The 22,164-nt window shown below is 54.5% G+C and carries 23 protein-coding genes; 14 read left to right on the plus strand and 9 right to left on the minus strand.

Annotated elements, in window-relative coordinates; all coding sequences use genetic code 11:
- Position 1: 1 nt before the first annotated feature.
- The 4 genes from FFR93_RS04115 to parE all read right to left on the minus strand — a co-directional run bounded on the left by FFR93_RS04115 (position 2) and on the right by parE (position 3,522).
- Entirely contained in the window at positions 2-487 is a 486-nt protein-coding gene (locus FFR93_RS04115) for a hypothetical protein (RefSeq protein WP_138392101.1), read from the minus strand.
- A gap of 99 nt (positions 488-586) precedes the next feature.
- Positions 587-1,018 carry a hypothetical protein gene (locus tag FFR93_RS04120; protein WP_138392102.1) on the minus strand — a complete coding sequence of 144 codons (432 nt, stop codon included), beginning with the start codon at positions 1,016-1,018 and terminating at the stop codon, positions 587-589.
- 118 nt (positions 1,019-1,136) lie between these two features.
- Positions 1,137-1,418, minus strand: coding sequence for a DUF4326 domain-containing protein (locus FFR93_RS04125; RefSeq protein WP_205910725.1), 282 nt, complete (start codon positions 1,416-1,418; stop codon positions 1,137-1,139).
- Positions 1,419-1,479: 61 nt separating this feature from the next.
- Entirely contained in the window at positions 1,480-3,522 is a 2,043-nt protein-coding gene (parE, locus tag FFR93_RS04130; protein WP_138392103.1) for a DNA topoisomerase IV subunit B, read from the minus strand.
- A 299-nt stretch (positions 3,523-3,821) separates the two neighbouring features.
- Here parE and FFR93_RS04135 point away from each other — a divergent pair, with 299 nt between their 5' ends.
- The 12 genes from FFR93_RS04135 to FFR93_RS04180 all read left to right on the plus strand — a co-directional run bounded on the left by FFR93_RS04135 (position 3,822) and on the right by FFR93_RS04180 (position 12,931).
- On the plus strand, positions 3,822-4,025 hold the full coding sequence (locus FFR93_RS04135) for a hypothetical protein (protein ID WP_138392104.1): 204 nt from the start codon (positions 3,822-3,824) through the stop codon (positions 4,023-4,025).
- Positions 4,026-4,085: 60 nt separating this feature from the next.
- Positions 4,086-4,682: a hypothetical protein gene (locus tag FFR93_RS04140; protein ID WP_138392105.1), complete on the plus strand. Its 597-nt coding sequence runs from the start codon at positions 4,086-4,088 to the stop codon at positions 4,680-4,682.
- Between the two features lie 58 nt (positions 4,683-4,740).
- Positions 4,741-5,310 (plus strand): PAS domain S-box protein, encoded by a 570-nt coding sequence (locus FFR93_RS41320; protein WP_246661276.1) that lies wholly within the window; start codon positions 4,741-4,743, stop codon positions 5,308-5,310.
- Positions 5,311-5,421: 111 nt separating this feature from the next.
- On the plus strand, positions 5,422-6,390 hold the full coding sequence (locus tag FFR93_RS41325) for a methyl-accepting chemotaxis protein (protein ID WP_246661277.1): 969 nt from the start codon (positions 5,422-5,424) through the stop codon (positions 6,388-6,390).
- 170 nt (positions 6,391-6,560) lie between these two features.
- Positions 6,561-7,445: a hypothetical protein gene (locus tag FFR93_RS04150; RefSeq protein ID WP_138392106.1), complete on the plus strand. Its 885-nt coding sequence runs from the start codon at positions 6,561-6,563 to the stop codon at positions 7,443-7,445.
- 3 nt (positions 7,446-7,448) lie between these two features.
- Entirely contained in the window at positions 7,449-8,528 is a 1,080-nt protein-coding gene (locus FFR93_RS04155) for a hypothetical protein (RefSeq protein ID WP_138392107.1), read from the plus strand.
- A 151-nt stretch (positions 8,529-8,679) separates the two neighbouring features.
- Positions 8,680-9,687: a hypothetical protein gene (locus tag FFR93_RS04160; RefSeq protein WP_138392108.1), complete on the plus strand. Its 1,008-nt coding sequence runs from the start codon at positions 8,680-8,682 to the stop codon at positions 9,685-9,687.
- 116 nt (positions 9,688-9,803) lie between these two features.
- The gene (locus FFR93_RS04165; protein ID WP_138392109.1) at positions 9,804-10,562 is read left to right on the plus strand and encodes a VWA domain-containing protein; all 759 of its coding nucleotides are present in this window, start codon (positions 9,804-9,806) and stop codon (positions 10,560-10,562) included.
- A gap of 270 nt (positions 10,563-10,832) precedes the next feature.
- On the plus strand, positions 10,833-11,303 hold the full coding sequence (locus FFR93_RS04170; RefSeq protein WP_138392110.1) for a hypothetical protein: 471 nt from the start codon (positions 10,833-10,835) through the stop codon (positions 11,301-11,303).
- 29 nt (positions 11,304-11,332) lie between these two features.
- Positions 11,333-11,620 (plus strand): hypothetical protein, encoded by a 288-nt coding sequence (locus FFR93_RS40690; protein WP_171049071.1) that lies wholly within the window; start codon positions 11,333-11,335, stop codon positions 11,618-11,620.
- A 2-nt stretch (positions 11,621-11,622) separates the two neighbouring features.
- Complete coding sequence (locus FFR93_RS04175) at positions 11,623-11,928, plus strand: hypothetical protein (RefSeq protein WP_138392111.1); 306 nt, start codon at positions 11,623-11,625, stop codon at positions 11,926-11,928.
- Positions 11,929-12,163: 235 nt separating this feature from the next.
- On the plus strand, positions 12,164-12,931 hold the full coding sequence (locus FFR93_RS04180) for a hypothetical protein (protein WP_138392112.1): 768 nt from the start codon (positions 12,164-12,166) through the stop codon (positions 12,929-12,931).
- A gap of 111 nt (positions 12,932-13,042) precedes the next feature.
- On the opposite strand, the gene FFR93_RS04185 is transcribed toward FFR93_RS04180, so the two are convergent.
- Both FFR93_RS04185 and FFR93_RS04190 read right to left on the minus strand, forming a co-directional pair.
- The gene (locus FFR93_RS04185; protein ID WP_138392113.1) at positions 13,043-13,270 is read right to left on the minus strand and encodes a hypothetical protein; all 228 of its coding nucleotides are present in this window, start codon (positions 13,268-13,270) and stop codon (positions 13,043-13,045) included.
- Positions 13,267-14,244, minus strand: a complete 978-nt coding sequence (locus FFR93_RS04190; protein WP_138392114.1) for a hypothetical protein — start codon at positions 14,242-14,244, stop codon at positions 13,267-13,269. Before FFR93_RS04190 ends, FFR93_RS04185 begins: the two co-directional genes overlap by 4 nt.
- Before the next feature lie 264 nt (positions 14,245-14,508).
- Between FFR93_RS04190 and FFR93_RS04195 the strand changes: the two genes are divergently transcribed.
- Both FFR93_RS04195 and FFR93_RS04200 read left to right on the plus strand, forming a co-directional pair.
- Entirely contained in the window at positions 14,509-18,102 is a 3,594-nt protein-coding gene (locus tag FFR93_RS04195) for a vitamin B12-dependent ribonucleotide reductase (protein ID WP_138392115.1), read from the plus strand.
- A 291-nt stretch (positions 18,103-18,393) separates the two neighbouring features.
- Positions 18,394-19,581 carry a Fic family protein gene (locus FFR93_RS04200; RefSeq protein WP_138392116.1) on the plus strand — a complete coding sequence of 396 codons (1,188 nt, stop codon included), beginning with the start codon at positions 18,394-18,396 and terminating at the stop codon, positions 19,579-19,581.
- A gap of 38 nt (positions 19,582-19,619) precedes the next feature.
- Here the strand turns inward: FFR93_RS04200 and FFR93_RS04205 are convergent, their stop codons facing one another.
- Genes FFR93_RS04205 through FFR93_RS04215 form a run of 3 tightly spaced genes read right to left on the minus strand, consistent with a single transcriptional unit; the run spans position 19,620 to position 22,078 of the window.
- On the minus strand, positions 19,620-20,018 hold the full coding sequence (locus tag FFR93_RS04205; protein WP_138392117.1) for a hypothetical protein: 399 nt from the start codon (positions 20,016-20,018) through the stop codon (positions 19,620-19,622).
- Entirely contained in the window at positions 20,011-21,066 is a 1,056-nt protein-coding gene (locus tag FFR93_RS04210) for a hypothetical protein (protein ID WP_138392118.1), read from the minus strand. Before FFR93_RS04210 ends, FFR93_RS04205 begins: the two co-directional genes overlap by 8 nt.
- A gap of 1 nt (position 21,067) precedes the next feature.
- The gene (locus tag FFR93_RS04215; RefSeq protein WP_138392119.1) at positions 21,068-22,078 is read right to left on the minus strand and encodes a hypothetical protein; all 1,011 of its coding nucleotides are present in this window, start codon (positions 22,076-22,078) and stop codon (positions 21,068-21,070) included.
- Positions 22,079-22,164 lie beyond the last annotated feature (86 nt).

The following is a 22,164-nucleotide window of genomic DNA, read 5'->3' on the forward strand; positions in this document are numbered from 1 at the left end:
TTTACGTTCCAACCGCATAATCTGGCGAATTCACCACAACAGACATGTTTTCCCATATCTGCGCTACCACTTCCTTGTGCATTCCGCTTTCATGGAAAGCCTGACGAACAGGAACATTGGTGCAATTACGGGCCTTTGTCGTTCTGGCCTTGATGTCGTCAAAGGCTCCTGTCTGATTGTGATAGAGAATCCCGGTGACTTCCTTATCCTCGATGTTCTCGTAGACCGAGGTTGTGGCCGCAGCGCTAGGCAAGGAAATCTTTTCGCACTCCTGGAAGAACAGGGAAAGCATGGCGTCAGCGTCCTGCCTAGTAGGAGCTGCGAACGCAACATCCACGAAGTCATCGACATGCCAAGCGAAGAAATCGTCATACTCTGCAGCGCCGACGGACGCGCCAATGACTTGGCCCTGGTAGCTTTGAATGAGATTTAGGAGATCAGTGTAATTATCCGGAATGCGGAAACACACGCGTACAGTCTCGGACATAGGAATTCCTCACATGGAGATGAAAAAACTATCTGTCCATTTTTAGCGTCTGACAACGGAAAATGGGCGGAGACACATGATTTCCGCCGAATTCCTTTTTCAGATCGACATAGCCTGGGAGAAGTTCGCTTTCATGTCCTCGTAGCGCCGTGCAACGGTCCCATCCGTCATCAGTGCCCCCTTTTCGAGCATCAGTTCCGTGGATCGCATGAACGCCTGAACAAGATAGTTATCCTCACTAAGTTCGTTCCATGTGCCGTTGATCAGGGCATTGATTTCCACGACTGCGCCGAGCGGGTCGAGCTTCCCGAAGTTGTCGAGAACCTCGTCTCTGAAGAGTGGTTTCAGGTCTTGTCGCGCTTGGCCGAGAGGGTTTCCCAACGTCCCTTGATGTCTCAAGAGCGTTCCGGTTGCCACCATGAACGCGCGAATAACGTAGTTCTCGGAGGATTTGGCTTCCCAAGCTCCTTCGAGAAGCTCGGCGATTTCAGTCAAGGTGGCGAATGTATCGGTATGCTGCGTTGCGGTCATTCTCAGGCCTCTCGTGCGTTCACTGCGGCGACTTTACGGTATCGCAAGGCAAGAGACGAAGAGGCGGTTTGTAGCAGAAACGGCCTAGAGGCTCATTTGGTGCCAGTGCGCGGGCATCTCAATCGACCACTTCAGCCGCCAGGTATCGCGTGCCGCCGTTGGCGAGATCGAGAAGAATGTCGCCGTGGCAGCGCAGTGGCGCGCACCAGCAGATAAGGTCCCTACCCCGCAGTTCATGGAGATCGTCCATCAGCGTCGATTTGAGAAGCCATTGCCGATACTTTTCGATCACCTCGTCTCTCGTGCCGTCCGCACCAATAACGAAGGGATTTCCCCATTTCGATGGTCGGCCTATCAGGACGCTGTTGGGCGTCGGCTTGTCCAACTTCTTGTTAAGCACCCTAGGAACCACCGGAACGACAGGTTTTGCCCGGACCTGCGGCCTGGTCGGGGGCGACCGCCTAGATATCGATGTTTTCTGCAAAGGCAGCCCTCTCCTGGATAAAGCGGAACCTGCTTTCCGCCTTGGTCCCCATCAGGTTCTCGACCGTTTCCCGCGTGCCCTCTGCATCCTCGTTGTCTATCATGACCTTGAGAAGGGTTCGTTTCTTCGGGTCCATAGTGGTCTCCTTCAACTGCTCGGCCATCATCTCGCCAAGGCCTTTGAAGCGGCCGATCTCGACCTTCTTGCCCTTGAACTCTTTCTTCATCAACTGCTCTCGATGGGCATCGTCGCGCGCGTACAGGGTCTTGCCGCCTGCGGTTAGGCGATAGAGGGGAGGCACAGCCAGGTACAGGTGACCGCCCTGTATGAGTTTTGGCATCTCCTGGTAGAAGAAGGTGATCAGTAGCGACGCGATATGGGCTCCGTCCACGTCAGCGTCTGTCATGATGATGATCCGCTCGTAGCGGAGATCGTCATCGTGGTATTTCGATCTTGTCCCGCACCCAAGCGCCTGGATAAGGTCGGCAATCTGCTGGTTCGCCTGGAGCTTGTCCCGACTTGCGCTGCCCACGTTCAGAATTTTACCACGCAATGGCAGGATCGCCTGATTGACACGATTGCGCGCCTGTTTAGCTGATCCTCCGGCTGAATCGCCTTCGACGATGAAGAGTTCGGCTCCTGCCGCGCCAGATTGGGAACAATCAGCAAGCTTCCCCGGCAAGCGCAGTTTTTTGACTGCTGTTTTGCGGTTGACCTCCTTCTCCTTGCGACGGTTCAGGCGTTCGTCAAGCCGCTCAATGACCCATCCGAGAAGCGCACTCGCTTGGGCAGGGTTGTCGTGCAGATAGTGCTCGAACGCGTCGCCGATAGCCTTCTCCACGATGCGCTGAGCTTCCGTCGTAGCCAGTTTATCTTTCGTCTGACCGACGAATTCAGGCTCTCTTATATAAACGGCTAACATCCCGGCAGCAGAAACCATCACGTCATCAGCTGTGATCTGGTTTGCGCGCTTGACGTTGGTTCTTTCCCCAAACGCTCTCAACCCCTTCGTCAGAGCATTACGCAGCCCAGCCTCGTGCGTGCCTCCCTCCGGCGTCGGAATCGTGTTGCAGTAGGAGTTGACGTAACCGTCACCTCCATACCAGGAGACTGCGAACTCAACGCTGCCATGCTTGCCAGCGGCACCGGACTTACCGGCGAATGTCGTCTTGACGACGCGGTGCTCTTTGCCGAGGGCCTCTTCCAGGTAGTCCTGAAGTCCTCCAGGAAAATGCAGTACGGCTTCTTCAGGGATGGACGCACTCGGATCGAGTCTAGATGGGTCGCAACTCCACCTGATTTCCACTCCGCCGAAGAGATAGGCTTTAGAGCGCGCCATTCGAAACAGGCGGCCGGGATCAAATTTCGCCCCTCGCCCGAAAATGATTTCGTCAGGGTGGAACGTAACCCGGGTGCCGCGCCGGTTATTGATAGGGCCTACGTGAATAAGGTCTGTCTGCGGCAAGCCTCTGGAGAAGGTCTGGCGATAAAGCTGCCGGTTACGGGCCACTTCGACCTCAAGGGAGTCCGACAGGGCGTTCACGACAGAGATACCGACACCATGGAGACCGCCCGATGTCTCATAGGCTCCGCTGTTGAACTTACCACCCGCATGCAGCTTGGTCATGATGACTTCAAGTGTGGATTTCCCTGGCACTTGGGGGTGAAGATCGACCGGAATACCGCGCCCATTGTCCTCAACAGTGAGCTTTCCGTCTTCGCTAAGGCTGACTTCGATCCAATTGGCGTGTCCCGCGACGGCTTCGTCCATCGAGTTGTCAATGACTTCTGCGAACAGATGATGGAGTGCCTTTTCGTCGGTTCCGCCTATATACATGCCTGGTCGCATCCGGACCGGCTCAAGGCCTTCCAAGACGCGGATCGAGTCCGCACCGTAGTTGTCGGAGGCCGCTGTCGAGGCCTTCAACTTTTCTTCGGTGACGGCAATCGGATTTGCTTCTGATTTCTTTCGCGACTTGGTTGCTGGAGCCTTCGGCTCGGTATCAAAAAGGTCTGCCATGTGTCCCGATCTGTTTGAAAAGGTCTACGATGAGCGAGGAACTGGTTTATCAGATTCTCTCTTCGTATGCCAAACTGAGTAAAGCCCACCGCTTTTAGGGGTTATTCAAATTCATCCATGGCGGTCATGAAGTCCGTCAGTTGGAAGACACTGCCAGAACTCAACGCGGTGCGCAACTCGCAATGTTGACATTTTTCTCAAATCGCATAGCTTAGCGCTCGAATTCCTTGTAAGGTTTTACAGGTCATCCAGTGTACGCAACTCCACGGAAGTCGATTAGCGCAAAGCAGCGCAGGTCGTTGCTGGCCAGAGCCAAGACTCTCCAAAAGAAAGCCGACGAGCTGATGAGCGAATTGGTCGATCTTGTCGGAGAAGAACACGCATCTACGGATTATGCTGACAACATCGTGGTAGCGACCGATGAAATGGTGGATGTGATCGCGAATGCGGGTTATGACATGTGGAACCCTGTCGACGCTCCAAAGTATGGCCCAAAGGCCTAAGATCGGCGATTGTCATCACCTCGGAGGCTTCGGTATGCTTTCGTCAGAAGCGAGAGCACCATGCGTCATCACGATATATCCGACTCGATAGACGTCATCAATTTCAAGGCCGCCTGGTATCGGCATCTTGCCAGTCACCTGGTTGATACGAGTGATGCGCATAACTTACTGCTTCTCGTAGCCGACCTTCGTGTGAAACCTTGCGAAATTTCCAACATCGCAACTAAATACATTCCCATGCTGCGAGCAGAACACCCGCTGTACAGTGGGCTTGTCGGAAATTTCATTTGCCGGGCAGCACTAGAAAAGCTCAACCTCCACGATCCGGTACTGCGCCCTGCCCCGGCCAGACTGGAAATGGGTCGCATAGAGGACGTCTCTATATTCTATCATCCTGACACGAATGAATACGAAGTTTCGGACCCGCATATAGGCGTGAGATTTCCAGCGCGGTACGTTCCCGTCTTCGGCCCGGATATCGCAGATAAGGAATACGCAGCAGAAATTGCTCTAGCAATTTCGGGTTCGGCGAAAAAAGCGCCGTCACCTTATTCGATTACGGACAGATTTCCTTTTATCAAGCTCGGATTGTCTCTGCCACCGGAGAATAGATCGCGGAAAATTCCGCAAAATCCGAAAAGAAATCGTCTCCATTAATATCTTGTTAAATCCTCACGATCTAACAAATGTCAACATTTGTGTTTTGGAGACAGGTATGCGTTTTTCCTTCTTTCAGCCCGAGGCGCGCTCGATTTTGAACGCCATTGGCGCGACACATCCGATAATTGAGTTCGACCTGAATGGAAAAGTCATCGACGCCAATCCTTTGTTTCTCCGATTCGTCGGCTACGGGTTTAACGAAATCAAAGGTGAGGATCACGCGATTTTCGTAAGCTCAGAGGAGAAGCAATCGCCGGACTACCGGCAGTTTTGGCAGAAGCTCCGCGAGGGGCATGCACAACGCAAGCGTTTCAAACGCGTCACCAAAGCCGGTCGCGAAGTCTGGATGGACGCCACCTACTGCCCGGTTGGGCAAGATGGTAAACCCCACAAGATCGTCGTAATCGCTACCGACGTCACGCAGAGGACTGCTGCTTCCTACGAAGAGCGTGCGACTTTGACCGCCATCTCTCAGTCGCAGGCCGTTATCGAGTTCCTGCCTGACGGAACGGTCATCCGCGCGAATGCGAATTTTTGCGCGACGATGGGCTATGAAGCTTCTGAGATCGTCGGCAAGCATCATAACATGTTTTGTAAGCCGGAATACGTCGCCAGCCCGGAATAAGGCAACAGTCGCTCGGACGAGTTCTTCCGTGTGGGCAAAGGCGGGAAACCGGTCTGGATACAAGCCACTTACAACCCTGTCGTCAATCTTGAAGGCAAGGTATCTAAAATCGTGAAGGTGGCCACCGATGTCACAGTCAGGATGGAGGCAATCGCGACGATCTCCGAAGGTCTTCGCCGCCTCGCAGAGGGCGACCTCTCGGTCTCCTTGGATCAGGCGTTTGTCCCGACCATGGAAGCCGTTCGCTCCGACTTCAATTCGTCCATCTTGCGCCTGCGCGATGCGATGTCGTCTATCCGCGTCAGTTCGCTCTCTATCGACCAGGCATCCGGCGAAATCGCCACCGCCGCCGCTGATCTTTCCCGTCGCACCGAGCAGCAATCCGCGAGCGTTGAAGGGGCGGCTGCAGCCCTCGAAGAGATCGGCACCACCGTCGCAGAAACGTCTCGCATGGCTGAAAACGCGGCTGTACTGGCAAATGACACCAAGAAGGAGGCTGATGCCTCTGCTAGCGTCGTATCCAGTGCTGTCGATGCCATGGACGCGATTGCGGCGACCTCTAAGAAAGTGGCCGACATCATCTCCGTGATCGACGAAATCGCTTTCCAGACGAACCTCCTGGCCCTGAACGCAGGGATCGAGGCAGCTCGTGCGGGTGATGCAGGCCGTGGCTTTGCGGTTGTCGCTCAGGAAGTCAGAAGCCTGGCGCAAAAGACCGCTTCCTCCGCCAAAGAGATCGAAGCCTTGATCAGCCTGTCGGCAAAGGAAGTCGATGTCGGTGTTTCACGGGTCCGGCAGACGGGTGAAGTGCTCTCTTCCATGGCGCGTAAGATCGTTGATATCGATAAGAATATCGGTGTCATCTTCGAAAGCGCTAAGGAACAGACGTCAGGCATCCGCGAGATCAGCCAGGCAATCAACGGCATCGACCATTCAACACAGCAGAATGCCGCGATGGCTGAACAAACGACGGCGGCAAGTCACAACCTCGCTGCGGAGGCTCACGATCTCGCAGGCTTGACGGATCGGTTTTCTCTTGGAAAAGCCGAAACTCAATCGACACTGCGGCGTGCCGCATGATCAGGTAGCTGCCGGTCCATCCAAAAAACATTCGCCCGGAAGAGTATCCCGACGGGCGTTTTTCGTTTGAGGCGAAAAGAAGCGGGTGATCCCGTCGAATGATGACGTTGGCCACGTCCCTTGCGTCAACGCGAACTATGCTTTCCTCATAGCAATGAGGGCTTAGTTCCATGTCACAAATTCATTCGAATGTCGGCCCGGACATCGAGATCACTTTCCATGAAGAGATGTTTCCGGAACGCGTAACTGTTGCAGCGGACGGATACTCATACACCGTCTTTCCATCGGAAAAGTCGTTCATGTATGGCGAGAGCATGCAATTGGCGAATTTGGCTCGACCAGCGGCTGAAACGGATGGTGCGGTTTTCAGAATGGCTGGTGTCAATGATAAGACTCTTGCTCAGAACTATGGTTTTGAGGGCTCATGGTCATATTTCCTCCGTCTGCTGTCGAAGAGCGACCAGTCTATGCTTGAAGTCGGTAGCTATCATGAACTCAAGACGGCTGGCTGGGCTGTCCCGGTAGACACCCAGGAGCCAGCTGATCCCGAATTCTACGTTGTCTGGTATGACGCGAACACGCTGGGTGAGGCGCGTCTGCCAGTTGGCGATGTCTTTGTGAAGGGGCTTGTAGAGGTGAGCGGTGCGGATGCGGATCGCGATGCTGACCAGATCATTTTTTGCGGCAACGAACTTGCTGACAGGGGCGCAATTGCTGTTCTGCTGGACAGGACCTGGGCCAAGACGGGAGCGCTGGTGCAGGAGGCGTTTTGCAAGCAGAAGCTGGAAAATGCAGAGTTGCCCGATTTCGATGCCAAGACCCATAAGCTGAAGGCCAATTTTGCCGAGCGTGTGGTCCCGGCATACAATGAGATTTTGGATGCTTTTCGCCTCCATTACACGGCATCTATTCGTCAGGATTGTTACCTGGAGCTTCTGGATGCGGCTCGGGACATGGCTCGTGACCGTCACGTGCCCTCATTCGTATGTGACGAATTGAAGAACAAGGCCGCATTTGAGCAGCCTGTCGCAGTCCGAGCTATGGTCGGGGCATAAGGCATGTTGTTCAAGCTTCCCTACATTGTTCAAGGCCACTTTCAGCGCGGCAGAAGAACGGAACACGAAGAGGGATACATCACTTATCTGATCGATGTAGATATCCCTGAATTGAGTGGCGAGGCCGCACCGGCTGTTGCTGAGGTGAAGCAGTTCGGCGCAACCATTCCCGTCCGACGATATGGTGATCAATTCTATGTTCCGCTGATCGATTATTCGGGGGGAAAGCAAGAGGTTCTCGGGCTCGACCATCTGAAAAGAGCCAACTGGCCCGATTACGCCGGGGCTCTCGTTCAAATGCTACGCCCCGTCTTGAATGACGAAGGGGCGGTCGACATGACGACGCACTATGGTTATTGGGCCTACCAGAACATGTTCACGACCCTCAAAGGGAGTGATGGTGGCGGGCACGCGGCCTACGTACCCGAAGCAGGGATGAGATGGTCCACAGTGACGGAGGAAGAGCGTTATACCATGCAGCGCGCTGCCGTCCATGCCTACCAGTCTTGCCGTATCATTGACGGGATTCCTTACAGGCCGTGCGCGGAACCGCGATATGTGGCCAGGTTTCGCTTCAGTTACGTCCAGATCGATATTCGTTTCGATGAAATCGCACATGGCAAGGCACTGGGTCTCAAAAAAGAAGAAGAGTATGAGCCGCCGATGGAGTTGGCCAGTTTTCGATTGGATCGTCACGACGATCTCGTGGACTACGTGGATTCCCGTGTCGCCAAAAACTTCGAGCGGAGTGTTATCGGAGACCTGGAAGTTATCCTGAATGACATGGGTGCCTTCCAATACGATGATGAGGCCAATGATCTCATCCGATCAGCAAGCTGGATTATCGAAGAGGATTATCAATACCTGTTGACTGCATCGGACAAAGCTACTCTTGCCTGGGCTGAACTTAAGAGAGACATCGGTCAATTGAGACGATCAGGCGAAGCTGATTTGGGGGACGATCTCACACAGGCTTTGCGTGACTACCACCCTTTTGCAATGTCAGAAGACAGTAAAACCGCCATCGTCGATGCCACAAATCGCTTCGACATGCGGCCGGTCGGGATGACACGAAAATTCTGAGGTCTTGAAAGACCTGTCGTTACCTTTATCTGTGGGGAAATGGATCGCCGCCCCAGAGGACCGAATGGAATGCATTCTCCCATGTATCGAGTATCGATCATACAAGCGTTCCAGCCGTCGGAGACTTGAATCTGGGTGGGTACTTTCCCGCATGCAGGTTTCGATACAGGAGGTCGAAGCGATAGATGCGCCGGTCGCTGTCAGGTTTACTGACCGGCATCAACAGACCTGGGATGTCCGTTACTTCGATGGTCGTTTTTTTATCCCGACAGGATACGATGGCCTGGCAGAGGCAGTCCGCGTGACGCCTGATGACCTGGTAACAGGAAATCCGGCTAAGGCCCGTGGACTTGCGATGCTGCTGCGCTCCCTGATGCGGGCAAGTGGCTCCAGTCTCGACTACCCAGACTGCGTGGCATTATTTAATTCCTGGCAGGACATTCCACTGGAGAACGGAGAGCTTGGGGGAAATCAGATCGTCGATGTTGATCAGGTCCCTACCCTTCAGATCAGCGGCCCCACCTCAAGGTTCGAGCCACGCGTAAAAGAAGCCTATGAGACGGCGATCATCGTCGGTAACGAGGTCTACCGCCACTGCGAGGAGCCTCGTTTCGTCTTGAGCTTCGAGGATGAATATGATCCTGAACGGCTGATCGTCCGGGTCGACGTGGAAGTGGAGCCGCAGCTGCCTGCCACGTTTTCAGGTGTCAGGGGCGATGTCTATCCTCATGAAGCGTGGGAGCGTCCTGCGCTAAGGATTGACCGGCATGACGATCTCGGCGACCTAATTGAGGTATACGCCCGCAAACATGCCGACCTGAGGCTGGAACTGCCGTCGGTCCCAGAGATCATCATTGATCCCCTGCTCGTCTACAACGATGAGGCGGATATGCTTCAGCGAACAGCTGCGGGCTTGATGTCTGATGGTCACTGTGAGTTGATGTGGGTCGATACCGAAGTTATCCATCGCTGGGCTCACCTCAAAGAGTCAATAAGCGCTGCCCATGACGATCCTTCAGAGGAGAATTTGGAAGCACTCAACGCCTCTATGAAGGCGTATAGAAACGTGCTCGGCGATGAAGCCAGAACCGAAATCATCGAAAAGGCCACTGCGCGTTTCGATATTCGTCCGGTCATGAGAAGCGTGGTGGCTCCTTGATGCTCACGCAAGGAGTTCTCGAAAATAATTCGAGATTCCAACCAAAATAGGTTGACGACGCATTAAATCGAGGAAATCCTTGTTCTCAACGAACTAACAAGGAAATCATCACCCCGATGCAGATCAATCTACAAAAGTCAGCCCAGAACCTCCGCATTTCACTGGAAAAGCGCGGCATTGTGAAAATGCCGGAAATGGAAATGGCTGCACTGCTCGACGTGAGCGGTTCCTTCGACGATGAACATCGCGACGGCCTGACGAACGACCTTCTGACCCGTCTCATCCCGTGGGGAATGACGTTCGACCCCGATAAAAAAGCCGATCTATTCACCTTCTCCAGCGGCGAGCGCAGCGCCTATCTGGTTGGTTCTGTGGATGAAAAGAACTACATCAACTACATCCCGAACCACGTCATCGACAAGGTGCCCGGCTACAACGGCGGAACCCATTACTCGCACGTCATTCGCAAGGCACTTCAGCATTTTGGCTGGATTGCTGGCGGTGAAGCGCCGAAGTCCGGCGGCTTCTTTGGCAAGCTGTTCGGTGGCAATAAGGGTGCATCTGAAGCGTCGTCCGGCGCACCGCGTCGCGCCATTCTATTCTTCATCACGGATGGCGAAATCCAGCCGGAAGACAAGGCTGCTACGTCCACCATCGTCGCCCAGGCTGACAATGAAGGCTACGAAGTCTTCATCATCATGATTGGCGCTTCCAATCAGCGTGTGGACTTCAGCTTCCCAGATGGGCTCGCCCGTAACCATCGCAATGTGGCCTTCCACACGATCACGGACATCAAGGGCTTCACCCGTATGTCCGACGACCAGATCAATGACTTCTTCCTGTCCGACAAGCTGACGGCCTGGCTGAAGAAGTAATTCCAGTTACTGGCGCGAACCTCCCTAGTGCGCCGGTGCCCTTCTCCGATGTCTTCCTTTCCATCGGAGAAGGGCCGAAGTTTCCAGTCTCCTCCCGCGACGGGTTTTGGTCATTGGCCTGTCGCCACCTCTCCCCTCCGGCCGAAAGGCTGTCGAGGGGATTTTTTTACAAGGAATTCTGTATACAGGGAGATACCTGCTTTAGTGTAATGTTGACATTTTCTGGAATCGGGATAGTGTTCAGACAATCAATTACCGCAAGGAAATCTTATGTCAAAGATGATGGAAGCCGAAATTCAGGTCGCAGCGGGCACGGTTGCCTGGATGTTCTACAAACATCCGAAAGCGGGCGCTCATATCACCGACGATCCTGAGACGCGCGACCGCTGGGTCGGGGACTATGGCGCATCTTCCGTCTTTGCTCTCTTCGTCGGGAAAGAAGATGAAAAGCCATTCGCGTGGCGGTATCGCCTGAAAGGCAATTCGTTGTGGCATTTCTATGAGGGCGAGACATTCGACCTTGCCAAACCGGACGCATATGAGTTCGCGCCACTCTACCTGTCGGCAGCCTGGTACACTTTCAAGCTCGAAAAGAGCTTTGATGCATTGGTGCGGGCGGCCGAGAGCATCATTGACGGTGCATCTTCGAGTGAAAAGACCGTTTCTCCTGAAGTTGAGGAACTGAAGGAGGCGCTCGACGTATTCGAGGCAACGCGCCAGTTGATGCAGACAGCTGCCTGACGATTATCTGAACGAAATAGGTGGGGATCATGCAGGCAGAAGAAGCTTTCGACATTACAGACGGTCGGAATCGTTACGAGCCCTGCCCCGCCTGTGGGATCATCTGGTCTATGGGGCTTTCAGGAAACATGACCCACCTCTACGTGGTATGCGGGACATGTTCTCATAAAGGGCCTCGGATCGAGTATCACGCAATGGACGCCAATGCGAGAAGATTGCGGACGATGGACCGCCTCGCCTTCAAAGCATGGAATGAGGAAAGTCGGCAGGCTCACGGGCCGGTCGAGAAGCCGGAGGCAAGCCATTTGAAAGGCTGAACATGACTGAAAGACTGGAACTGGCACAGAAGATTCACGATTTCCTGGACGCGCACGCGAAGATCGCTGCGGCATATGACCCGGAATACGATGATCCGGGTGAACGCTTCAACGGCCCGGACAGCTCGATGCTTTATGCAGCGGCTGAACGATTGAAGGCAGACGTGCCTTTTCAGATGCCATTTTCGTCCTGGGGCAGTGGCTGTTACAAGCCGGTTCACGACCAGGAAGCCAAGGCGAAGCATGACGAAATCCTGGCTGAGCTGAGGGTGTACCTCGACAATGCGCCGACGGCACCGGCCCGCTAAAACGTGAACGGGTTCCTGAAAGAAGCCGCCTCTTCTCCCGGAACCCGTAAGCGACCTCGCGTCGCGTGGGGCCCTTCTATGACCCGCAATCCGCTTCGTCCACCCCCAAATCAGATTGAATTTCGGGTTCGGGTCAGACTGTTGCAAATTTGAATCAATCGCTGTGAGCCGCCCCATATCTTGTCAAATTCAAGCCTGGGATGTGATCTCGGAACATACTTTTTAGGAGACACTGATGAGCGATACTGATTTCGACCCTACCTTAGAGATGGTCTCATTCGAGGCTCACCGCATGGCTCATGAGAAGGGCTTCAAACTGGAGCTGGTCGAGCCGAACAAGCTTGAATTCACGAGGGCGGAAAAGACCCCAGACGGCACCGTGTTCACGGTCCTGGACTGTGCAGGCAATGGAGCTGTCGGCGATCCGAATGAGGAAGGTTGGACTGCGTTCAAAAAGCGATATGGGCCTGAGCGCGCCTGTACCAGCACTGTTCATGATCAGACCACGCTCGCCAAGGTGCTGGAAAAGGTCCACTTGCTGCCGAATCCGACCAAGCGCGAAGCAGGCATGGACGTTTATCAGTCCTGGGATGACTTCCCTGTCATTCTCAACAACGCACTGACGGACCTGGAGACAAAGTTCGCCCAGGGGCCGCACAAGATCGCCTTCGAAGACGACTACACTATCCATCATACAGGCGGCGGCATATTCGCATTCCACAAAAACCATCCAGACCTGGCAGAAGCCTACTACCTCATCACCGCTGATGATGACGGGGTCCTTGATCGACCGGTTGATGAGCCCGTCTGGACGGTCGGTCTTTATCAATTCGGGGAGGGTCATGACCGCTGGGTATTCGTCGCTGAGGGCGTGACCCTTCGTGAGGCCATCGACAACGCTTACACCTTGCCACTTCCGGATACGTTCGGCCCGTCAGAGCCGGAGAAAACGTTTGAAACCTGGGCTGAAGTCGAAGCGCTGAGCGCAAAACCAGTCTTCTAAGCAGGAGTATGGTGCGACAACATCAACTAAAAAGGCTGCGGGACCAAACAGGTGCCGCAGCCTTTTTAGTTTTCAGATGACTTGCGTTGCGCAACGCAACTGACTTTTGGGTCAGGCCTGGTAATGCTCGATCTGCCAGTCACGGCGCGGGAGACCGCCGACGCCGTTATAGGTGCGGAAGCCCACGATGAGGTCGAGGCCTGCATGGCTGCCGTCGACTTCATCGATGATCTTCTTCATGGACAGGCGGAGCTTGTCGGCCAATTCACGGACCGTCCGGGTCTCACCCTCCGGGATCGACGCCTTGATACGGGTGATGAGATCGGGTTTGGTCTTCATTCTGCTTCTCCGTCCTTGACGCTGTCGGGAATGTCGAGGGTCTTGCCCCGGTCCTCATGCCACTTGATCCATTCCTTCAGGTGGCGACGGTAGATCGTAAGATTGAAGCGGCGATTGCGAATGTCACCTTCCAACTCACCCTTCCTGTAATCATACGCTTTCTTCCAGCCTTTATCCTCAGGCGTGTAGGTCTCAAGCTTCAGCCGGGGATTCTGCACCAGAATCGAAATCTTGGTCGCGTTGGGCAGGTTCTTCAGCTCAAGCTTATCTTCCTTCAGCTTCTGATCGTGAAAGCCGATAAGCCATTCCAGGCCTTCCGTGGACACTTCCAAAGGAGCATAGCGGATACCCCAGCAACTGTCCGTCTGGTGCCCGTCACCCGGGCGGTCGTAACCATGATGGACCATCTTGCCACCGCGAACCGCAATCGAACGGAAGCAGCATGGGCAAGTTTTGACATCTTTGTTCGGATTGACCGGCGCAGGCGGCCTGGTGTTGGGAGCCCTGCCCTTCACCAGGCGGGTCTTCAGGTACTCGACAGCGTCGATCAGGGGGCGAAGTTCATCGACAAATCCCTGGAGGGCGTCCTTGTGCGAACCAGGCTGTTTAAGCTTTTGCAGCTTGTTGCCAAGGGCGCGAATGTCGTTGATGCCGGAGAACGGGAAGTAGTTCATCGCTTCTTTCGTATCGTAGTTCCATTCTGACTCGTTCGCGTGAACGGCCCGGCGCATTTCCAGGCTCCAGACATGATGGATTACGGTCCCGAGAGTATGCTTCGAGTCCTGGAAAATTACATTGCGGACGGCACCGGCTTCGACACCTTCGGCCAGGTTTGCGACACAGTTCAACAAGTGCTGATGGTAACGTGTGCGGCCCATTTTGGCGTCGTAATCTTTGGCTGCCCGTTCGAGCGTCGGAAAGTCGCCGATCTTGAAGTCTGACCGGGGCTTTTCGATTTTCGCTGTCTTTGCCATGGGTTCGAAGACTCCGCATCCGATCTGGAATTATTTTGATCCAATTTGATGGTGACAGAATAAGCCGCCGCGAGAAAATGTCAACAATTTAAAGTCTTCAGCTGAATTCTCGTCAGACCTTAAATACCAGTTCATTGCTGTAGAACAAAGAGAGCGGATTTATTCGCCTCATCATCAATAATCTGTCCAACAAATTCAGCTGGCTAACTCCCCGGAGCGGGAGGAAATCGTTGCCCGCAAAAGTCAGCAGCGCAAGGTTTTAAGATGAAAATTATCCGAGCATTTACGCATCCAGGCCATTCCGAAATCCTGTATCGTGAGGCAAAAAGCGAAATTCGTAACCCCGACGGTTCTGTGGTTTTCTCTCTCGATAATATCGAGGTTCCAGAGAACTTCTCTCAGGTCGCGGTCGACATTATCGCCCAGAAATATTTTCGCAGACAGGGCGTTCCGGCAGCCACAAAAGCGGTCGCGGAAGATGGAGTTCCATCCTGGCTGCAACGGCGCATTCCTGACGAAGAGGCTCTCGCCGGAATGCCGGAAAAAGACCGGTTTGGCAGCGAGAAGAGTGCACGGCAGGTTTTTCATCGCCTTGCTGGTACGTGGTGCTATTGGGGATGGAAGGTCGGTTATTTCGCTGAAGAGGAAGATGCCAGGGCCTTCTATGACGAGATCGTCTATATGCTCGCCAACCAGATGGTCGCGCCGAACTCGCCGCAATGGTTCAACACCGGCCTTCATTGGGCCTACGGCATCGACGGAACCGGCCAGGGGCACTTTTATGTCGACCCCTTCACCGGCAAACTGACAAAATCGACATCGTCCCATGAACACCCACAGCCCCATGCCTGCTTTATCCAGTCAGTGAATGACGACCTGGTCGGGACGGGTGGCATCATGGACCTTTGGACCCGGGAAGCGCGACTGTTCAAATACGGCTCCGGCACCGGCTCTAACTTCTCCTCGTTGCGGGGAAAGAACGAGGCCTTGTCCAGCGGCGGCAAGTCGTCGGGGCTTCTTTCATTCCTGCGGATCGGCGACCGTGCGGCTGGCGCAATCAAATCAGGCGGCACGACGCGCCGCGCGGCGAAGATGGTCATCGTCGACATCGATCATCCAGATGTCGAAGAGTTCATCGAATGGAAGGTCGCTGAAGAGCAAAAGGTGGCGGCTATCGTCGCTGGCTCGAAGATTGCCGAAAAGCACCTGAGAACCCTCCTGAAGGCCGCCGTTGCAACAGAGCAACTGGAACACCCATTCGAGCCCAAGGCGCATCCTGAGCTTCGCAATGCGGTTTCAAAGGCACGCGCCAGCATGATCCCGGAAAGCTATATTGGGCGCGTCCTGCAGTTGGCCCGTCAAGGCGTCCACGACATCAAGTTCCAGACCTACACAATCGACTGGGATTCGGAAGCCTATGAAACTGTCTCTGGCCAGAATTCAAATAATACGGTGCGTGTCCCCGATGCCTTCATGCACGCCGTCGAGGCTGATGCGGATTGGAACCTGATCCGCCGCACTGATGGAAAAGTCTCCAAGACCCTCCCCGCACGCACCTTATGGGACAAGATCGCAGAGGCCGCCTGGCAGTCGGCCGACCCGGGTCTTCAGTTCGATACGACGATCAACGAATGGCATACATGTCCCGCGTCCGGCACGATCAGGGCATCCAATCCTTGCTCTGAGTACATGTTCCTCGATAACACCGCCTGCAATCTTGCCTCGGTCAATCTGATGCGGTTCCGACAGGCTGATGGGCTTCTGGATGTCGAGAGCTTCATGACCGCCTGCAGTCTTTGGACTATCGTTCTGGAAATCTCCGTCGCCATGGCACAGTTCCCCTCCCGGGAGATCGCGCAACTGTCCTATGAGTTTCGAACCCTGGGTCTAGGGTTTGCGAATCTCGGTGGCTTCCTGATGGCAAACGGCATTGCCTACGACAGCGACGAAGGCAGGGCCTATTCGGCAGCAGTTTCCAGCATTTTGACGGCCACCGCCTATTCTACGTCTGCCCTGCTCGCGAAGAAGCTCGGCCCATTCCCGGGCTATAGGAAAAACGCCGCCGACATGCTGCGCGTCATTCGCAACCACCGACGGGCTGCTTACGGTATTTCTGGTGCGCATAATGCGGGAGAATTGGGCGACTACGAGCAATTGAGCGTACGGCCAACTCCATTCAAGCCTGCCGACCTACGGCAGAGCAGCGTTGCTGACATGGTGTCAGCCGCCTGGGATCGCGCCCTTGAACTTGGACAGCTTCACGGCTACCGCAACGCTCAAGTCTCGGTCATCGCTCCGACGGGCACCATCGGTCTTCTCATGGATTGCGACACGACCGGCATCGAACCGGACTTCGCGCTCGTCAAGTTCAAGAAACTGGCCGGTGGTGGCTATTTCAAGATCATCAACCAGTCGGTTCCGGAAGCTTTGCAGCGCCTGGGATACGGCAAGGGCGAGATCAGACGCATTGCCAGCTACGCGACCGGTCACGGCTCTCTCAAGGGCGCGCCCTACCTGGACCCGTTCGCCAAGGCGAACAGCGAAATGTTCACCCCGGACGAAGCCAAGCGTCTTGAGGAGGCGGCAAAGAATGCCTTCGATATCAGATTCATCTTCAACCGGTATACGCTCGGCGATGCCTTTTTTGAACGGATGAACGTTCCTGCCGAAGCTTCGGAGCGCAGCGATTTCGACCTTTTGGCATTCCTCGGCTTCAACAAGGATCAGATCGATGCTGCCAACCTCTATGTGACGGGTGCGGGCACGATTGAAGGGGCTCCCGGTCTGAAGGAAGAGCACCTCCCCATCTTCGATTGCGCGAACAAGTGCGGAAAGAACGGAAAACGGTATCTCTCGGCAGAAAGCCACATCAAGATGATGACCGCTGCCCAGTCGTTCATTTCCGGTGCGATCTCGAAGACGATTAACCTGCCCGCAGATGCCAGCATTGAAGAGGTGAAGGCCGCCTACTGGATGTCCTGGAAACTCGGTCTCAAGGCTAACGCTCTCTACCGGGACGGGTCAAAGCTATCTCAGCCACTGTCAGCATCACTTGGACTGGATGATATGGCCGGAGACGAGCCGGAAGTCACAGGCGAAAGGCGTGTCGTCCAGATCGTCGAAAAAGTGGTCGAAAAGATCGTGGAGCGGCTGCCAGCACGGCGAAAGCTGCCGAATAGGCGAAAGGGATACACCCAAAAGGCAAAGGTCGGCGGCCATAACGTCTATCTGCGCACCGGGGAATATGAAGACGGCGCGCTCGGGGAAATCTTCATCGATATGCATAAGGAAGGGGCCTCCTTCCGGGCAATGATGAACAATTTCGCCATGGCGATCTCGCTCGGCCTGCAGCATGGCGTCCCGTTGGAGGAGTTCGTCGAAGCCTTCACCTTCACGAAATTCGAGCCTGGCGGGCTGGTCATCGGCAATGACGTCATCAAGAACGCGACATCAATCATTGACTATATCTTCCGGGAGCTGGCCGTATCCTATCTCGACAGGGACGATCTCGCTCATGTGAAGCCGGAAAAGCCGTCGCTGACAGACCTGGTCCCAGAAGAGGGCAGCGAAGCCAGCTATATCGAACAGCTGTTCAAGACCTCTGCATCATCAGGCTTCAGTCGTGGTCCAGTGCAGTTCCCTGCCCTGCCAGAGCATCTGTTTGCAGATCGCGGTCATGAACTGAGCAGCGTGAGTACGCAGGAGGTTGGCGATAAGACGGTCGATAACAAACGGGCCGTTTACCGGGCTCAAGGCTTTACGGGTGATTGCTGCACAAATTGTCAGAGCTACCAAATGAGGCGAAATGGGTCTTGTTTGCTCTGCGATGCGTGCGGGCAAACGACTGGATGCTCATAACGCGAGAAGCCGCAGCAGCAGCAGCAGCAGTGTTGAATCCACGAAAAAACACGCCCGACCAGGGTTCCGTGGACAAATCCAAAAAACCTCGACGCAGGTAGCGCCCGGGTCGAGAAACCAATTTAAGCGTCGGCAACCGCGCAATCGATGCCGCTGTTGTCGGTTGCCAACGCACTACTGAAGCTGGCTGAAACCTTGAATATGGCAGGCCGACGCAGTATCTTATTCAAGGTTAGCGCCATAACTTTGAATATGGAGCCTCACCGACAGTATGTCTTAAAGGATGATGGGATGAACAGGAACAATCTTTCCGAGGCGGTGCGCCAGACGCTCCAGCGTTTTGGTGAGCCGCATGACGCCCATTACGGCGTCGTTCCTGCAGCACCCTCCGAAGACAGCATACCGCTCCAGGGTGTCGCTGTTGCCGTCAGCGACGCGCACGCTGCGCTAAAAGAGGCCGCTGTCATCGCCAGTACCCTCCCGGACAATTATCTGCTCACCCGCATCCCGGTCCGCAAGGAAGCCCTCAGCAGTTCGTCCATCGAAGGCACCAACAGTACGCTCGATGAACTTCTTCTCGTAGAGGAGGAAGACAGCTCAAAGAACGATGCGACGCATCAGGTCCGAGACTACGCTATCGCCCTGGAGACTGTTGTGCCCAGAGCCCGAGAACTCGGCTCGGCTATCTTCGATCTCGACCTAATCCGTGACCTCCACGCCGCGACCATGAAATCTGACGCGGACTATCGCGATCCGAAAGGTCAATTCCGTAACAGGCCTGTCTGGATTGGCGGCGGAGACATCAGCCAGTCGACCTACAATCCGCCACCTCCACAATTCGTAAAGGGGTGCATGGAGGACCATATCCGCTATCTTCAAGGGGACGGCATGCAGATGATGAACCAGGACTTCATCACCCGGATGGCGGTTGCTCACGCGCATTTCGAGGGGGTGCATCCGTTCCGCGATGGCAACGGTCGTGTAGGCCGCCTGCTGCTTCCTGTCATGATGGCTGCCGAAGGTCACGAGCCCGTCTATTTGTCCTCCTTCATCGAGGAGAACAAACAGCGATACTACGATGGACTGAAGGCCGCGCAGCAGCGCATGGATTATTCGCCTCTCGTCGTGTTCATGGCCAACGCGATCAAGGAATCGGTCTACGAACTGAAGAGGCTTAGGAGCGATCTCGCTGAACTACGTGACGACTGGCTGCGCCGCGACAAGTGGCGCGCAGGATCAACGGCTCTCCGCGCCTTGGACATACTGCACGAATATCCCGTTCTGACGGCCGGACGCTTGGCTTCGCTTCTCGACGTCTCTTTCCAATCGGCCTCTACCGCCATGAAGAACCTGGTCGAGATCGGGATTCTGACGGAGAAGACTGGATACTCGCGCAACCGCGTCTTCACAGCGCCTGAGGCTGTGGCCCTTCTCAACAGACCGTTCGGAGAGTACGAGCCCAGCGGCTATCGTATGTAGGCGTCAGGAATTGGCGACCTTACTTGTTCGAATATCGATTACCGGCCAATCGGCGTAAGCCGGGTTTCCTGCTCTTCCTTGGCGATATGCTCGGCGATCATCGCCCGAACCTTTTCGCCGAACCAAACCGGCACCAAGGCGCTTTCTGGACGCTCGCGATGGTCGTCGCGGTAGCTGGTGTAGAACCGGCTGAACAGGCCCGCTCCCTGCAACATATCGTTCTCATCGATATGAAGTTGCTTCGGATGCGCTGTGATCAGCCGTTGATGATGCTCGCCCCTTACTGCCGAAACGCGAAGATCACGGCTCAGAAACTCGATAAGAACAGAGCCTTCTCCATGTCGAGCAGAAAGATTGTTGTCTGGTGTCTGGTGAAAACCATGCGCCAGCGCCCAATCTTCAATCGCTTTGAAATCCAGTGTTTTCCGATCAGACATTCTCTAACTCCATATTCGAGTCCATTTGCACTTTTGACAGGAAACGCTTCTGCTTGCCAAAGAAAGTCTTTATGTAGCGGTCAACTTTCTCCTTTGCCACCTCGATTGGCAACTGAGCCCAGGAATAGATACGCATGACCTGGTCAGGGTCTTCGCAATCTGGGTGGAGGAACCGCAGCAGCCGCTCGCCCTTGGAAGAGATGACAAGTGAATGTTTTCCCGCACGATCCAGCAATCCTTGGGCCTTCAGGTTGCCCATGATATCCGAACGCGAGGCGCTGTTTCCGATCCCATAATAGCTGTCCCAGCCTTTGGTGTCGTACCTGCCAGTGCCTTTCCAGCGTTTCATCACGTCAAAAAGATCGCTTTCGGTCAAAGAATTTCCGTGTCTCATGAAATACAAGACCTGCAGTTCGTGCTTTGAGAGCGGCCATGCAAGCCTTTTGCCGAAAGCTTTTTCGAATGTCATACCCATAATCGGATAGGCGTTGAGCAGGTAATTGTAGTCGAAATGCCTACGGACAAGGCTCAGTTGCGCGTGTTCAGCGAGATTGTCGATCTCCCTGGCATTGACGAGGCCATGATAAAGGTCAGACGAAACCAACGACATGACGGGAAAATGCTTAATGACGAAATTGGCATCAAGGGACTTGAGCCAGTCGAGAACCCGCATTTGCACATGATATCCCGACGGACTAGCGTCGCATGCAATATAAACGACGTCCGCTCGTTTTACGCTGGAAAGGAAGTCGTCATTGTCAATCTTGCTATTGTACCTCGCAGAAATCCCTCTGCGGGCAGACATCAGGGTCTCGCTGTCGAAATATCTCCCGTCGAACGTGATGGGTTTGTAGACTGCTTCACGGGTCATCGGGAAGCTTTGATAGGTCTGCCCCCTCGGAATGGCAAAGGCCGAGTTAAGATGATAAAATTCGTTGGCCCAGCCCACGACAAAGGCAGAGCGATCCATATCAGGCTCGATGAAAAGCAGTTCGTCGATCACACGCTTTGCCAGCGACGGTTTTTCGCAGATAAGGGCGATTCTCATCTTACGCTCCTTTCCTGCAGAAAAATTCTTCGGAAGAGTTATCGCCGGTGACGGATTGGTGAAACGCAAAGAAGTTCATGAGATACGAATTAATCTCACTGATAGCTTCTGCGAGTGGCAGGCGCTTCCACGCCTCGACCCTAAAAGGGAGATCGTCATCGTGGCAAATGGATGGAAACGCGTCAGCGACGAAGCGGCCCGTCGATGACAGGCGCAGTCGTTCCGACTCATCATCGAGGAGCCTCATTCCGCTAAGCTCGTCCACAGGGTCATTGTAATGGAAGCCCGGCTGGAGCGAAACTCTGCGTCCAAAGCTATCGACACGCGCGAACTTCCCTGAGCCTTCCCAAAGCTTCACCTTGATTGCCAGCTCCTTCGAAGAAAACGAACGACGTCCCTTGCCTTTCTCCCGGGATCGGAACCAAAGCAGCAGTTGGAGCGCGCCAGCACTCATGTTGCACCAGGCTTTTGATCCTGCGCGCTCGAAGAGCTTAGTGACGAGGGGATAACTGTTGAGGCGGAAATTGAAGTCGAAGTGTTCACCAATGGCGACAGCATCGAGGACAGGCTGATAATCTTCAATCAATGCTGCAGTTTCGATTGCGCGGATTGTGACGCTCGGATGCAACGGGTGATCCTCGATTACACGAATCTTGGCGTCCTTATTCCAGGACCGGACCATCAGTGTTGCATGATAATGAGACCGAAAACCTTCTGGTTCGGGATTGAACAGGTAAACTGCCGACGCCTGGCAAAGTTCTTCAATAACCTCGTCACTGGAAATCGGCGTTGTTTTGCGGCGCGGTGCGAAACCGTGGCCAGTCAAAAAGGGTTCGCGTTCAACATCTCGAATGATCGGAAATTCGCTGTAGGCCGTTTTCTCAGGAAAAGCGAAAGCTGTGTGAGTAGCGACGATAGTGATGACAGGCCCCGCATTGGGATGCAATTCAGCAATTGCAGGAATAATGAGGGCAGCAGAATGCGGCGTGTTCGCCACGAGAACGATAGACATGGTCCGGGCTCCTTAAAGGACGGTTGGTAAAGCGCGGCTTAGCCACGGACTGTGGATAGAGATATAAGGAGTTCAGAGAACCGTCA

This window comes from Rhizobium sp. MHM7A (assembly GCF_005862215.1).
Taxonomy (GTDB): domain Bacteria; phylum Pseudomonadota; class Alphaproteobacteria; order Rhizobiales; family Rhizobiaceae; genus Rhizobium; species Rhizobium bangladeshense.

Bases quoted from the DNA above. Each gene is read 5' to 3' on its own strand.
- FFR93_RS04115 (WP_138392101.1), bottom strand. From the start codon at position 487: ATGTCCGAGACTGTACGCGTGTGTTTCCGCATTCCGGATAATTACACT.
- FFR93_RS04120 (WP_138392102.1), bottom strand. From the start codon at position 1,018: ATGACCGCAACGCAGCATACCGATACATTCGCCACCTTGACTGAAATC.
- parE (WP_138392103.1), bottom strand. From the start codon at position 3,522: ATGGCAGACCTTTTTGATACCGAGCCGAAGGCTCCAGCAACCAAGTCG.
- FFR93_RS04140 (WP_138392105.1), top strand. From the start codon at position 4,086: ATGCGTCATCACGATATATCCGACTCGATAGACGTCATCAATTTCAAG.
- FFR93_RS41320 (WP_246661276.1), top strand. From the start codon at position 4,741: ATGCGTTTTTCCTTCTTTCAGCCCGAGGCGCGCTCGATTTTGAACGCC.
- FFR93_RS04150 (WP_138392106.1), top strand. From the start codon at position 6,561: ATGTCACAAATTCATTCGAATGTCGGCCCGGACATCGAGATCACTTTC.
- FFR93_RS04155 (WP_138392107.1), top strand. From the start codon at position 7,449: ATGTTGTTCAAGCTTCCCTACATTGTTCAAGGCCACTTTCAGCGCGGC.
- FFR93_RS04160 (WP_138392108.1), top strand. From the start codon at position 8,680: ATGCAGGTTTCGATACAGGAGGTCGAAGCGATAGATGCGCCGGTCGCT.
- FFR93_RS04165 (WP_138392109.1), top strand. From the start codon at position 9,804: ATGCAGATCAATCTACAAAAGTCAGCCCAGAACCTCCGCATTTCACTG.
- FFR93_RS04170 (WP_138392110.1), top strand. From the start codon at position 10,833: ATGTCAAAGATGATGGAAGCCGAAATTCAGGTCGCAGCGGGCACGGTT.
- FFR93_RS40690 (WP_171049071.1), top strand. From the start codon at position 11,333: ATGCAGGCAGAAGAAGCTTTCGACATTACAGACGGTCGGAATCGTTAC.
- FFR93_RS04175 (WP_138392111.1), top strand. From the start codon at position 11,623: ATGACTGAAAGACTGGAACTGGCACAGAAGATTCACGATTTCCTGGAC.
- FFR93_RS04180 (WP_138392112.1), top strand. From the start codon at position 12,164: ATGAGCGATACTGATTTCGACCCTACCTTAGAGATGGTCTCATTCGAG.
- FFR93_RS04185 (WP_138392113.1), bottom strand. From the start codon at position 13,270: ATGAAGACCAAACCCGATCTCATCACCCGTATCAAGGCGTCGATCCCG.
- FFR93_RS04190 (WP_138392114.1), bottom strand. From the start codon at position 14,244: ATGGCAAAGACAGCGAAAATCGAAAAGCCCCGGTCAGACTTCAAGATC.
- FFR93_RS04195 (WP_138392115.1), top strand. From the start codon at position 14,509: ATGAAAATTATCCGAGCATTTACGCATCCAGGCCATTCCGAAATCCTG.
- FFR93_RS04200 (WP_138392116.1), top strand. From the start codon at position 18,394: ATGAACAGGAACAATCTTTCCGAGGCGGTGCGCCAGACGCTCCAGCGT.
- FFR93_RS04205 (WP_138392117.1), bottom strand. From the start codon at position 20,018: ATGTCTGATCGGAAAACACTGGATTTCAAAGCGATTGAAGATTGGGCG.
- FFR93_RS04210 (WP_138392118.1), bottom strand. From the start codon at position 21,066: ATGAGAATCGCCCTTATCTGCGAAAAACCGTCGCTGGCAAAGCGTGTG.
- FFR93_RS04215 (WP_138392119.1), bottom strand. From the start codon at position 22,078: ATGTCTATCGTTCTCGTGGCGAACACGCCGCATTCTGCTGCCCTCATT.